Here is a 13,502-nt window from a genome sequence, read left to right as displayed (position 1 = left end):
TGCCACAAAGTGCTGCCTAAAAGCGTAATAATTTGTCTATTTTCTGTAAAACAGCGATAATACACCTGCTTTCGGACACGAAAGCCATAAATAAATTCAATTATCCATAAGGACCCTCCCAATCATGAAACAACGCTTACTTGCCTTAGCCCTCATTTCCGTATTGGCAGCCTGCGGCGGGCAAACCAACAGCTCTGCCCCGGCTCAATCAACCGACACCAGCAGCACACAGCCCGTTGCTGCCAGCGTCGCACAACCCGCTGCTACCGCCCCTGCTCTCGATTCCGTACTAGCCGACCCCAAAGTGGGCGACCTCTACGCCGCTAAAATCAGCGCATTTTCCGACCAAGGCTTTGGCCGAAACGGCAAAGAGCAGTCCGTAGCCTACGGCCTGATGAAAGTGGTGGAAGTGCAGTCCAACCACATCATCGTTATCACCGAAGATGCTGCTTGGGAAGTGCCAGAAGGCGCCAAACAAGACCTGAACGGCAACCTCTCCAACATCACTTGGGACGAATCCGAGCGTATCCAAATCAAACGCGACGAACTACCCCGGATGGTGGCCGACGGTCGCATCGTGGAAACCCGCCGTCTCGACAAATAATCCGCGCCATACATCATCAAAGGCTACCTGAACCCCTTACGCGGTTTTCAGGTAGCCTTTTCATTAACACTACCACACACTAACCTCAGCACCCATTAGCGTTATAATCCCACTACCTCCCTGCCACACATAAGCAGCGGCCACCATACCAACAACCCCAAAGACATCCCCCCCATGACAGCCAAGACCTCTTTGACTACAACGGCCACGGCCAAAACGAAGCCTACCCGATCAAACTCATCATCAACCAACCGCCCCGAACCGAACCGTGTACTGGTCAGATTCTTCTACAACGACCCCGCCACCCCCTACACCCGTGCCACCCTTTTTGAGCGCAAAGGCCGCAACATAGAAATCACCATTTCCAAATTCGCCTCTTAAGGCGTGTTCGCAACGCATTTTTCAGATAGCCCCAATCCAAACCCCAGCGCAAGGACATCCCACATGACCATCAAACAACGTTTCTGGCAAGCCAGCACCATACTGGAAGAAGCCGACCTCCTGTTCGACGAAGCCGCCTGCCGAGCTGCCCTGGAGCGCATGGCCGAAGAAATTACCGCCGACTTGGCCGAACAATACCCTCTGCTCCTGCCCGTGATGGGCGGTGCCGTCGTTTTCACCGGCCAGCTCCTGCCCCTCTTGCGCTTCCCGCTCGATTTCGACTACGTACACGTTTCCCGTTACGGCAGCGAACTGAGCGGCAGCGTGCAGCTCAACTGGCTGCGCGCCCCGCAAAACAGCGTGGAAGGCCGCCACGTTTTGGTACTCGACGACATCCTAGACGAAGGCCACACCATGGCCGCCATCCACAAACAAGTGATGGAAATGGGCGCCGCCTCCTGCTACACCGCCGTATTCGCCAATAAAAACATCAACCGCCCTAAACCCATCACTGCCGATTATGTAGGTATCCACGTGCCCGACCGCTATGTGTTCGGCTACGGCATGGATGCCGGTGGCATGTGGCGCAACCTCGGCGCCATCTACGCCCTGGCCAATAAATAGCCAAACCCAAACTTAAGGCTACCTGCGGCACCGAATCACTTTCAGGTAGCCTTACCCAAATAAACCCAATCCCATCGCTTGCCGCCCCTAGTTAATAGTGCAACAATGCGGCCTGCGAAAAACCAGCACAGGCAAACGTCTGCCGGCCGCCTTATTGATTCGGCTGCTTTATGCTGATTGATTAACCCTTTACCAAGAAAGAAGCCCTATGCCAAACTTCCTCCTCGTGCCTATCGGCACCAAAACCGGCATCACCAGCATCTCGCTCGGCCTGCTGCGCGCCCTGCAGCACAGCGGCCGCCGTCCGGTGTACTACAAACCGGTATCGCACAAACCCACCCCCGCCGGCGACACCGAAGCCGCCATCGTATTTGCCAACAAACTGTTCCACCTCAATCCGCCGCGCCCGCAGCCGCTCTCCAAAGTAGAAGAGCTGGTGGGCGCTGGTCGTGATGACGATTTGATCGAGCTGATGGTATCTGACTTCGACCAAGTTACCGCTGCCGAACACGACGTAGCCATTATTGAAGGTGTGGTACCCGACAGCGAACGCGGTTTCCTCTCCAACAAAAACGCGCAAATCGCCGCCGCGCTCAACGCCAACGTGATCCTGGTAGTTACTGCCGGCAACCACAGTGCCGAACAGGTGGCCGACCAAATCAACCTGGCCGCACAAGAATACGCCAACAGCCATACCGACGTGGCCGGCTTCATCATCAACCGCTACCATGGCAACGACAGCAAAGCCTTCGCCCAAACCGTGGCCGCCAAAGTGCGCGGCGGTATCCCCTGCATGGGTGTGCTGCCTTTCGCACCCGAGCAGTCGCTGCGCCGCGTGGCTGACATTGCAGGCTACCTGAACGCCCAAGTGATTGCCGGCCAAGAGCATTTGGGCAACCGCACCAAAGAAATCGTGGTGGCCGCGCAAAACGCCGCCCACATGCACCACCGCATCACTTCCAGCGCACTGGTCATCACCCCCGGCGACCGTGAAGACATCCTAATGGCTGCCTCACTGAAAATCCTCAGCGGCGTGCCGGTGGCCGGCCTGCTGCTCACCTGCGGCACCGCGCCTTCGCCCGCCGTGCAAGGCATCATCAGCCCTGCGCTGAGCCAAAACGTGCCGGTGCTACTCACCGAACACGACACCTTCGCCACCGCCTACGCGCTGGCCCATCAAGACCAAACCATTCCCGCCGACGACACCGAGCGCATGGAAACCATGGTGGAATTCGTGGCCAAACACGTTGATGTGGAAGAACTCTGCCGCCACATCGGCCAGCCGCGCCAACTACTGATGTCACCACCCACCTTCCGCTTCCGCATGATGGAGCAAGCGCGCGCCGCCAACCGCCGCATCGTCCTGCCGGAAGGCGACGAGCCGCGCACCGTGGAAGCTGCCGCCATCTGCCAAAGCAAAGGTATCGCCCGCTGTGTGCTACTGGCCAAACCGGAAGCCGTGCGCGAAGTGGCCGCCAACCGCGGCATCACCCTGCCCGAAGGCTTGGAAATCATCGACCCCGACACCATCCGCGAGCAATACGTCGCCCCGATGGTAGAGCTGCGCAAAAACAAAGGCCTCACCCCCGGCTTAGCGAGCCAGGCGCTGGAAGACAGCGTAGTGCTCGGCACCATGATGCTGCAGCAAGACGACGTGGACGGCTTGGTGTCCGGCGCGGTACACACCACCGCCAACACCATCCGCCCCGCCCTGCAGCTGATTAAAACCGCCCCCGGCGCCAGCCTGGTGTCCAGCGTGTTTTTCATGCTGATGCCCGAGCAGGTGTTCGTGTATGGCGACTGCGCCGTGAACCCCGAGCCCACCGCCGAAGAGCTGGCCGACATCGCCATCCAATCGGCCGAATCCGCCAAAGCCTTCGGCATCGACCCCAAAGTGGCCATGATTTCTTACTCCACCGGCACCTCTGGCAGCGGCGCCGATGTGGAAAAAGTGAAGGAAGCCACACGCCTGGCGCAGGAAAAACGCCCCGACCTGCTTATCGACGGCCCGCTGCAATACGACGCCGCCAGCGTGCCCAGCGTAGGCCGCCAAAAAGCGCCCGACAGCAAAGTGGCCGGCCAAGCCAACGTGTTCGTCTTCCCCGACCTGAACACCGGCAACACCACCTACAAAGCCGTACAGCGCAGCGCCAACGTATTGAGCATCGGCCCCATGCTGCAAGGCCTGCGCAAACCGGTAAACGACCTCTCGCGCGGCGCATTGGTGGACGATATCGTCTACACCATCGCCCTCACTGCCATCCAGGCCGTGCAGATGGGTAAATAAACCGCCCGCCCTGTTGGGATTTAGACATCAGGCAAAAGGCTACCTGAAAACTTTAGCCTCGCAGAAACTCGCGAGCTCGTTTTCAGGTAGCCTTTGCATTGCAGACAAATACAACTATTAGAAACGCACACCGCCCCAGATGCCGAAGCTGTGGCGGTTGGTTTTCTGCACCTCGATATTTTCACCTTCGTGGGTAAAGTTGGTGGCTTTATCCCGCGTGTAACGGTAATAGGGACCGAAGGTGAGGCTAGTGCTTTCGCCCAGCTGTTTGTTCACATCTACACCCAATCCGAGGCTGTAGTTGTTTTGTTTGTATTTACCGTCACTGGCATACTCAATCTGTGTATATTGTTCTTCCACACGGCGGTGTAGGCTGACTTGGGCTTCGGTCCACGGGGTAATACTCCAGCCGCTGCCCAGTTGCTGCTCGTATTCCACCTGGGCTTTCAGATACAGGTTGTTGGCACTGATATCGACAGCATCGTCGTCGGGATCGATTCGGTGGCTGTGCACATCTATTTTGCCGTGGCTATAGCCCAAACCACCCCCCACGCGCAGACCGCCGTTTTTGAAGCCGGAGGGAGAGAACAAATAACCGGCATACACATCTACGTTATTAGTTTTGGCACCGTTGATGATTTTTTCGCCATTGGCTTTCGCATCGGAATCGAGGTATTGGTAGCCCAATTCGGCACGGATGGCGTGTTGCTGAGCTAGCGGAATATCGGCGCGGCCTTGCAGGGTAACGCCGTCGCCGGAATATTTAAGTTGATCGATTTTGGCATTTTCGTGTGCGTAACCGGTGGTTACGGTGTAGCGGCCGTCTTTGATGGGGTGCAGCGGCACACCCTCATCTGCGGGGGCGGCCTGAACAGCGGCAGACAAGGCCAACACGGCCAAGGCAATTAGGGTTTTCTGCATAATTTTCTCCGGTGTGGATGGAAAGAATGCCGTGGAGGCTTTGCCGTATTCAACGGTGAGATATTACTGACAAAATCGGTTTAATGCTTTGAGAAAGCAATATTTTCGAGTGCATGATAAATCTTGGTCGAATTGAGTTTCAACTCTGAATGGACAAACCGTCCTATTTTTGCCGTTCATTGGGTTTATTGCTACTCAGTATGGCAAGTTAGAGCATTGAAATTTAGAAAAATTAGCACATTATTCTTTTAAGGCTGTCTGTGTTGGATAAAGGCTACCTGAAAGTTTCAGGTAGCCTTTATCCCATCAATCTCCATACCCATTCGGATTGCTGCTTTGCCAGTGCCAAGAGTCGCGCATCATATCGGCTAGGCTGCGCTCGGCATGCCAGCCCAGCTCGGCGGCGGCGCGGGCGGGGTCGGCATAGCATTCGGCGATGTCGCCGGCGCGGCGGGGCTTGACGGCATAGGGGATTTCTTTGCCCGAGGCGGCTTCAAAGGCGCGGACGATTTCCAGCACGGACGAGCCTTTTCCGGTGCCGAGGTTGTAGATGTGCACGCCCGCTTCGCGGTTTTTTTTATCGAGGGCGGCCACGTGGCCGAGTGCCAGATCGACAACGTGGATGTAGTCGCGCACGCCGGTGCCGTCGGGTGTGGGGTAGTCGTCGCCGAACACGGAAAGCTCGGCCAATTTGCCTGCGGCCACTTGGCAAACGTAGGGCAACAGGTTGTTTGGAATGCCGTTGGGCTGCTCGCCGATGCGGCCGCTGGGGTGCGCGCCGATGGGGTTGAAATAGCGCAGCAGAATCACGCTCCATTCGGGGTCGGCGGTGTGGAGGTCGGCCATCATGCGTTCCATCATCTGCTTGGATGCGCCATAGGGATTGGTGGCTTGGCCGAGGGGGGCGGTTTCGGTAATCGGCACGGTGTCCGGGTCGCCATATACAGTGGCGGAGGAGCTGAACACAATGCTTTTCACGCCAGCGCGCTGCATTTCTTCCAGCAGGATGAGGCTACCTGAAACGTTGTTGCTGTAATACTCAAGCGGTTTGTTCACGCTCTCGCCCACGGCTTTGAGGGCGGCGAAGTGGATCACGGATTGGATGGGGTGTTCGGCAAAAATGCGGCGCAATAATTCGCGGTCGCGGATATCACCCTGATAAAAGGCGGGGGTGTAGCCGGTGATTTCGGCGATGCGGCCGATAACTTGGGGCGAGGCATTGCAGAGGTTATCGATAATCACGGGGAGATGGCCAGCTTGGATGAGCTCGACCACGGTGTGCGAGCCGATGAAACCGGCGCCGCCGGTAACGAGGATGGTGGACATGGGTTTCCTTTTTGTTTTGGATGATATTTTAGCTTCACAAAAGCCCGCCGCATTGGTTTTCAGGTAGCCTTTGACCTAGCAAAAGGCTACCTGAAAATTATCTTGCGCCGAAGCCGGTGATGATTGTTTTCAGGGTTTTAAACAGAATCAGCACGTCCAGCGCAAAGGAGAAGTGCTTGATGTAGTAGAAATCGTGCTCGATTTTCACTTGGGTTTCGTCTGTATTGCCCGCGTAGCCCTGCATCACCTGCGCCCAGCCGGAAAGGCCTGGACGCACGATGTGGCGGTAGCCGTAGAACGGGATGCTTTGTTCAAACTGCTGCACAAAGGCTTTTTGTTCGGGGCGCGGGCCGATGAGCGCCATGTCGCCTTTGATGATGTTCCAAAACTGCGGCAGCTCATCCAGCCTAGTTTTGCGGATGAAGCGGCCGGTGCGGGTAACGCGTGCGTCGCCTTCCTGCGCCAGTTGCGCGCCGTGTTTTTCCGAATCGCACACCATGCTGCGGAATTTATAAATTTTAAACTCGCGCCCGCCGCGGCCCACGCGGTTTTGCACAAACAGCACCGGCCCCGGGCTTTCCAGCCGGATGGCCAGCGCAGTGGCCAGCATCAGCGGCAGAGTGAGCGGCAGGCTGGCCATCACCATCAAGGCTTCCAGCGCCTGCTTAATCGCCATATAGGCCAGGCTGGGTAGCAGCGAGCCCAAATCGTTTTCATACATATGCCGGATTTTCACACGGCCGGTGAGCGACTCTTCCACCTGGCGGATGTTGTAAACCGCAATGCCACGCAAGGTGCAATCGGCCAGGAAACGCTGCCAATCCGCCCCCAAATCAGGCGCGTGCAGATTGGTCACTACTGTATTCACGCGGCCGGTTTCAGGTAGCCTCGGCTCGGCGAGCTCGTGCCAGCGGATGTTGGATAGCTGCGGCAAATCGCGCATGCCTTCCACATCAATATAGTACAGATGGCGGATGTGCCGCTTTTCCAGCCAGGTTTCGGCAAACAGATACAACACCGTGAGCGCAAACCCGGCGGCCAGGTAATACACCGAATACGGCAGGCGCAACATGGCGGCAAACACCAGCGGCAGCCCCAGCCCGATGGCCGACACCGGAATCACCGACAGCTTAGAACGCTCGCCGGGAAAACGTGTCAGGTTGCGGCTCAAAGCGTAGGAGAGCAGCAGGCCGGCCAAGAGCAGGCTGTAGCTGGAAAGATTGGTGGCCGTGGGATGAGTCCACTCGCGCGGCGGCCAAAACCACCACGCCGGCGCAATCAGAATCACCAAGGCCGCGGCGACAAAGCGCAGAATCATTTTTATCGTTTTCATTATTTCCGTTATTTCTCGTTTGGCAGTTGGGTCGATACAGGCTACCTGAAATTTTAAACACCCTATAAAACCAAGCACAGGCCATTATGAACATATGGTTCGGGCTATGTATCTCTGCTGGCACAGCCGAACGGAGCGTGATTTTTCGGGAAACAAGGGCTTGCATGCTCGAAGCGGCGCAGCCGCAAGTTGCGGGCCCGCCCGAAAAACCGTGTGTAGTGAGGGAAGCTGGGCGAAGCCAACCCTGTGTCCGCAGTCGCATTTCTTTGCTTCCTTTCTTTGGCGAGGCAAAGAAAAGGAAGTGCCCACGCCGGCACGAGGCGCAAGGGCGAATGGAGTAAAAATGGTAGAGGCTACCTGAAATTCAGCAAGCTGCCCAAGCTCAAATTATGCTTAATAAAAGCCCGGCTTCACAATGAATCTACTTCCGCAACAACACCCAATACACCCACTGCCGCGCCCCGTTCGGCAGCAGCCGCACCGGCAATCGCAGCAACACGTTTTTTGCCCACTGCGCCGTGCTCAAAAAGCCCGCGCGGTAAAACCTCTGTTGCATGGCCAGCTCGTTTTTCGCATACGCCCAGCCACCGCGCCGCCGATACATTTCGTCGCCCGCGCGCGCATACACCAGCACTTCGGGCAGGTTGGCGAAACGGCAGCCATTCAGCAGCATGCGCACCCACAAATCGTAATCCTCATACAACGGCGCATGCTGATAATTGCCCGCCGCGAGCACTGCCGATTTTCGGTAGCACACCGTCATGTGGTTGATGGGATTGCGGCTTTTGGCAAAGCGTGCAATTTCCTCGTGTTCGCAGGGCACGCGGCGGCTGTGCGCGGCATCGGCCGGTGTGTGCTCAAACTCGTCAATCTGGCTGCCGCACACGTCAAGCTCTGAGTGCGCCGCCACAAAAGCCAGCTGCCGCGCGAAACGCTCGGGGTGGCAGATATCATCTGTATCCATGCGGCACACCCATTCGTGTGTGCAGGCCTGCAGGCCTGCATTCAGCGCCCGCCCCAGCCCCACGTTTTGCGGCAGCCGCACAATCTTCAGCGGCAGGCTAGCTGAAAAGCTTGCTACAACGGCTTCCAGGCTTCCAGGTAGCCCGCCGTCATACACCAGCACGATTTCGTTTGGCGGCAGGGTTTGTGCGGCCAAACTGGCCAAACATTGGCGCAGATATTCCGGCTGCTCGCGCGCATACAGCGACATCAACACGGAAAACGGAGGCGTGCTTTCCACCAAAAGGCTACCTGAAAACCGGTTTTGCGCTGGCGCCGTCATGCTGCTGCTCCCTCTATCTCGTCTAAAAAGCGCAGCGCGGTATCGTCATCCACCTTGCGTGCCAGCCAATTCGGGCTGGGGCGCAAGGCTTGCAGTTCGGCCAAAGCCAGCGTATCGGGGTGGTTGCTGCCTAGGGCGAAACGGATGTGGCGGCGGTTGCTTGGGTACAACGTGATACCTGCCGTTTCAGGTAGCCTTTTCGCCAGATATTGGAAGAAATGTTCGTCCGGGCAAAGCTTCTTGCGGAAAAAGGCGCAAGCCTGTTCATCTGCCGCGTTCAGCAGGGCTGCCAAGGCCGTACGGTCGGCAGAAAACCATTGGCTGCCGGCATAGGCCGTTTGCGCGGCGGGCAGGATTTTATCGGCCGCCTGAAATGCTTTGGTGAGCAGTTTGCCGGGCAGGCGGCGCTGCCAGGCGGTGTCGGCGTGCGGCGTGTTGAAACGCACGCGGTAGCGCAGGCGCGGCTCGGCTCGGCATTCCAGCAGCAGGCTGCCGCGCGGCAATTCAGCAAATTCGCGCTCGATTTGCGCGGGAGCGTGCAGCAACACGCAGTTGCCGCTCACGAGGTGCACAAAGCGGATGCCTGCATCGGCCAGCGCGGCACGCATCAGGTGCAGCGTGGCTTCCACCATGCTGAAGCCCGCCCAGCGGATGTTGACGTGCTGCGGAATCAGGCGCGCGTTCGGCGGCAGGGGCGGCAACGTGCCGATATCCGCCTTGGCATCGTAGTGCAGCAGCAGTCGGATTTCAGGGTGGCGCTCAGCCAGCCGCAGCCAATACAGCGGCGGGCGGTGGCACAAAATTAAAAAGGCGCTGCTCATAACGCTAAACAGTTATCGTGAAACTCACTCAATATCGATAATCGGAATGCCCAACTGCGCCATCACTTCATAAATCCGCGCCGTGCCGGGTGTGTGAAAGGCGGCTTCTGCGGGGCGCACGGCATACACGGCGGTGCGCGGGAAGGCATGCACATTCAACGCGGCGGTGCTGACGAGGTGGTACACCTCGAAGCGGGTATCCGGCTCGCGGCGCAGGCTTTCCAATAGGTAGTCTTCAAAAATCAGCGGGCTGGCAATATATTCGGCGCCCGATATGCGGTAGGTTTCGCGCGGGTGCGGGAAATATTCGCCAATCTCAAAACGGCGCAGCAGGCTTTCGGCCAGCGCGGCGTTAGCTGCCGCGTTGGGCAGCAGCGGCTGGCCGAGCAGGATGCGGCGGATGCGGACGGGCGTAGGGTTTGCGGCAGCCGCGCCGGCCGTATTTTTTTCAGGTAGCCTTTCGTTTATGCCACACTCATCCACTGCCCCATTTTTGCTTCTCAGCACCTCTCTGCCTTCGCTTTGGCGAAGCCCTCCCTGCCCGCTTTCAGGTAGCCCTTGTTCGGCTGCTGCCCACAAATCCAGCGGCACGGTGGGCGCGGCAATATTGGGCTGGCCGGGATAGAGCGTGTGGTGCCGCCGCGAGAGGCGGCGCAGGTCTTCGGTTTGCAGGCGGATGCCGCGCAGGCGGTTCATCAGCTGCCGCTGGCAGTTGCTGCTGTTGCGGTAAAGCACGCTGCCGGGAATCAGGTTGCCCGTACCGTCGTCGAAGGTTTCCAACGCGGCAAAGCGGATGCGGTTCAGCACATATTGCACGTTTGGATTATCGATGCTGGCGGCAAAGGCGGTGGCGTATTCTTTATCCAGCCCGCACAGCAGGCGGGGCAAGCCCAGCTCGCGCCGCCATTTGCTTTGCGGAATCAGGGCATATTCGGCATGGCGGCTGCCCGCAGAGGCTACCTGAAAATAATGCCGAAACTTGGCATTATCCACATCTTCGTAGCACAGCATCAGCAAATCGAACGGCTCTGCACGCTGCGCCATCAGCCGCTGCGCCATCAAGGCCTGCAGGGGCGTGAGGCAGATGATTAAATTCGCCAAATCAGCCATACGGTTTCACCTGCCGGAACAATATCGGGAAAATCAGCGCGTTGCCCACAATCATCGCCAGCGGCACCCATTGGATGCCCACCCGCGCGGTGAGCAGCAACACCAGCAGATAGCCGCCCGCCGAGAGCAGCGAAGTGAGCGCGATGCGCTGGTTTTGCGCGTGGTAAAACAAATAATTCACCTGCAAATAATAGGGCACGGTCAAACCGAAACCAAGCAAAAACAGGCAAATATAGTAATGCACCCCTGCATACTGCGCCCCGAGCAGCCACAAAAACAGCCGCTCCGGCATCAGCCAGGCCACTACTGCCAGCAGCGGCGCGGCCAAGAGCGAGAGCAGCGCCCAGCGGCGCACCGTGGCCGCCGTGATTTTGCCGCTGCGCAAGGCTTGGTAGTAATACGGCACGGTGGCTTTGTTCAACGCCATCAGCAACACGCCCAGCACGCTGGCGGTTTGATAACCCGCCGAATACACGCCCAGCGTGGCGGCGGAATAGCCCTGATAAATCACCACGCGGTCGAACTGCCCTTTCACATAATTGCCCGCATGGTGAATCACTAAAGGCAGGCCGAGCGCGAAAATATAGCGCAAAGCCTGCCGCACCCGCCGCCGATTGAATCCCAGCTGCTGCCCGGCACTGCGCCGATAAAGCAGATAGGCCGCCAGCGACACCAGCGCATTGCCGGCAAACAGCGCCAAAAAGCGCCGCTCCACCGGATAATCCGCGCTCATTTCCAGCAGCCACACCGTGAGCACAGTGGTGAACAGGCTGCTACCAAACTGAATGGCCGTATAGGCCAAGGCCTGTTTGCGGCATTGGCGCAGGCTCAGTTGTGTGGCCAACACCGTTTGCGCCGCCGCCGCACACACCACCGAGGCCAACGCCAGCGAATGCAGCTGCCACGCCGCCAACAGGCCGATAAGCGCGGCAAAAACAGTATACAGCGCACCGGCATACACCACACTGTGCAGATTGCGCTGGCCATACACATAGTAATACCGCGTAACCGCGCCATCCTGGCTCATGCCAAAGCCGATAAGCAGCAGCGAAAATGCCGCCTGATAATACGACAGCTCGCCAAACCCCGCCGTCCCCAGCTTGCGCGTGAGATAGGGCAGCAGCAGGAAAGGCATGGCCTTGGCCAGCATTTCGCCGACGAGGTAGATGAGGCTGTCTTTTAGAATCTTCATGTTTCACTACGAAGCCGATATTAAACTTCCTACATATCCAAACATAGAATATTTGGCACAAACGGTGGAGTTGTCCCCTGTTCTGCTGGCACAGCCGAACGGAGCGCGGTTTTTCGGGGGACAAGGGCTTGCATGCCCGAAGCGGCGTAGCCGTAAGTTGCGAGCCCGCCCGAAAACCGCGCGGAGTGAGGGAAGTTTGGCGAAGCCAAACCTGTGCCCGCAGTCGCTTTTATTTTGCTTCCTTTTCTTTGGCGAGGCAAAGAAAACGAGGTCTCCGGAGGAGGACGAGTTTCTGCGAAGTAAAAACGGAACCTTCGTTAGAAGGGGTCGTTTTAACGAAGTTAAAACAAGACCTCTGCAAGAGGGCTTGTTTTTACGCAGCTAAACGGGTGCACCGCGCCGGCATGAGGCGCAAAGGTGAACAAGGCATAAATGAAGGAAGGCTACCTGAAATTTGGCAAACTGCTTCAAACACAACAAAAAGCGAATTCCCAGCTTCGTTGGTACTCATGTTTCAAGTAGCCCCAAACACCGCCAGAAGGCTACCTGAAACTTTTTCTACTCTTCCACGCAATCCCAATCGGTGGCCGTATTGGCCGCCACATCGCGGCGCAGGCGTTTACCGATGAGCGCATCGTAATGCTTGGGCGCCAGCCCGTAGCCGGGGCGCACGCTGCGGATGCAGTCGGCGCCGATGGTGTCGCCCGCTTTCATATCCTTCACAAAATACAGCGAACGGCGGAACTGGATATTGCCCTGCTCGCTCGATTTCAAGCCGTAATCGGCCTGCCCCAGCGCCTGCCAGGCGGTATGGCTGCTGCGGCACAGTTCGGCCAAATCCTGCGGCTCTAAAGAAAAACTGTCGTCCGGGCCGCCGCCGTTTCTGTCTAGCGTGAAATGCTTTTCGATCACGCACGCACCGAGTGCCACGGCGGCGATGGCGGTGGTGTTGTCCAGCGTGTGGTCGGACAAACCCACCGGCACGCCGAAGCGCTGCGCCATATCGGGCAGCGTGCGCAGGTTGTAATCCGCTGCCGGTGCGGGGTAGCCGCTCACGCAGTGCAGCAGCACCAATTCCTTGCAGCCGCCTTCGCGCGCGGCAGCCACGGCTTCGGCGATCTCTTCGGCATCGGCCATGCCGGTGGACACAATCATCGGCTTGCCGGTTTGCGCCACATAGCGGATCAGCGGCAAATCCACCGCTTCAAACGAGGCGATTTTGTAAGCCGGGGCATCGAGGCTTTCCAGCAAATCCACCGCCGTAAAGTCAAACGGCGAGCTGAAAATGATGATGCCCTGCTCCCGGGCAAAATCAAACAGCGGCTTGTGCCATTCCCAAGGCAGATGCGCTTTTTGATACAGCTCGTGCAGCGTTTGCCCGTCCCACAGCCCGCCTTTGATTTGAAACTCGGGCGCGTTGCTGCGCAGCGTGATGGTGTCGGCGGTGTAGGTTTGGATTTTGACGGCATCGGCACCGGCGGCCTTGGCCTGTTCTATGATGTTAAAGGCGGTTTGCAGGCTGCCGTTATGATTGGCCGACATCTCGGCAATGATATAGGGCGGGTGGGCAGCGCCGATGGGGCGGCAGTTGATTTGGAATGCGGGTTTCATGGGCGGT

At 58.0% G+C, this 13,502-nt stretch carries 12 protein-coding genes; 4 read left to right on the top strand and 8 right to left on the bottom strand.

What is annotated here, in order from left to right; genetic code table 11:
• The first annotated feature begins 124 nt into the window (after window positions 1–124).
• From A7P97_RS07960 to pta, 4 genes are all read left to right on the top strand, one after another.
• The gene (locus A7P97_RS07960; protein WP_067524008.1) at window positions 125–604 is read left to right on the top strand and encodes a hypothetical protein; all 480 of its coding nucleotides are present in this window, start codon (window positions 125–127) and stop codon (window positions 602–604) included.
• Between the two features lie 174 nt (window positions 605–778).
• Window positions 779–985, top strand: a complete 207-nt coding sequence (locus A7P97_RS10220) for a hypothetical protein (protein WP_125080052.1) — start codon at window positions 779–781, stop codon at window positions 983–985.
• 63 nt (window positions 986–1,048) lie between these two features.
• Complete coding sequence (locus A7P97_RS07955) at window positions 1,049–1,609, top strand: hypoxanthine-guanine phosphoribosyltransferase (protein WP_067529373.1); 561 nt, start codon at window positions 1,049–1,051, stop codon at window positions 1,607–1,609.
• 208 nt (window positions 1,610–1,817) lie between these two features.
• On the top strand, window positions 1,818–3,896 hold the full coding sequence (pta, locus tag A7P97_RS07950) for a phosphate acetyltransferase (protein ID WP_067529370.1): 2,079 nt from the start codon (window positions 1,818–1,820) through the stop codon (window positions 3,894–3,896).
• Window positions 3,897–4,013: 117 nt separating this feature from the next.
• Here the strand turns inward: pta and A7P97_RS07945 are convergent, their stop codons facing one another.
• The 8 genes from A7P97_RS07945 to pseI all read right to left on the bottom strand — a co-directional run bounded on the left by A7P97_RS07945 (window position 4,014) and on the right by pseI (window position 13,495).
• A complete protein-coding gene (locus A7P97_RS07945; protein ID WP_067529369.1) occupies window positions 4,014–4,817 on the bottom strand; it encodes an outer membrane beta-barrel protein in 804 nt (267 codons plus the stop codon).
• Window positions 4,818–5,123: 306 nt separating this feature from the next.
• The gene (gene galE, locus A7P97_RS07940; RefSeq protein ID WP_067529368.1) at window positions 5,124–6,143 is read right to left on the bottom strand and encodes a UDP-glucose 4-epimerase GalE; all 1,020 of its coding nucleotides are present in this window, start codon (window positions 6,141–6,143) and stop codon (window positions 5,124–5,126) included.
• 97 nt (window positions 6,144–6,240) lie between these two features.
• Window positions 6,241–7,476 (bottom strand): sugar transferase, encoded by a 1,236-nt coding sequence (locus tag A7P97_RS07935; protein ID WP_082887645.1) that lies wholly within the window; start codon window positions 7,474–7,476, stop codon window positions 6,241–6,243.
• A 421-nt stretch (window positions 7,477–7,897) separates the two neighbouring features.
• Complete coding sequence (locus tag A7P97_RS07930; protein ID WP_067529366.1) at window positions 7,898–8,761, bottom strand: glycosyltransferase; 864 nt, start codon at window positions 8,759–8,761, stop codon at window positions 7,898–7,900.
• Window positions 8,758–9,582 (bottom strand): beta-1,6-N-acetylglucosaminyltransferase, encoded by an 825-nt coding sequence (locus tag A7P97_RS07925; protein WP_067529365.1) that lies wholly within the window; start codon window positions 9,580–9,582, stop codon window positions 8,758–8,760. The genes A7P97_RS07930 and A7P97_RS07925 overlap by 4 nt, the downstream gene beginning before the upstream one ends.
• Window positions 9,583–9,606: 24 nt before the next feature.
• Entirely contained in the window at window positions 9,607–10,692 is a 1,086-nt protein-coding gene (locus A7P97_RS10465; protein ID WP_067529361.1) for a glycosyltransferase family 52, read from the bottom strand.
• The gene (locus tag A7P97_RS07915) at window positions 10,685–11,884 is read right to left on the bottom strand and encodes an oligosaccharide flippase family protein (protein WP_067529359.1); all 1,200 of its coding nucleotides are present in this window, start codon (window positions 11,882–11,884) and stop codon (window positions 10,685–10,687) included. Before A7P97_RS07915 ends, A7P97_RS10465 begins: the two co-directional genes overlap by 8 nt.
• Before the next feature lie 558 nt (window positions 11,885–12,442).
• Window positions 12,443–13,495, bottom strand: a complete 1,053-nt coding sequence (gene pseI, locus A7P97_RS07905; RefSeq protein ID WP_067529355.1) for a pseudaminic acid synthase — start codon at window positions 13,493–13,495, stop codon at window positions 12,443–12,445.
• Between the last annotated feature and the right edge of the window lie 7 nt (window positions 13,496–13,502).

Origin of the sequence: Eikenella sp. NML070372, assembly GCF_001648415.1 — a bacterium.
In the GTDB taxonomy this organism is placed as follows: Bacteria; Pseudomonadota; Gammaproteobacteria; order Burkholderiales; family Neisseriaceae; genus Eikenella; species Eikenella exigua.
This window is presented reverse-complemented; position numbering and strand designations above follow the sequence as displayed.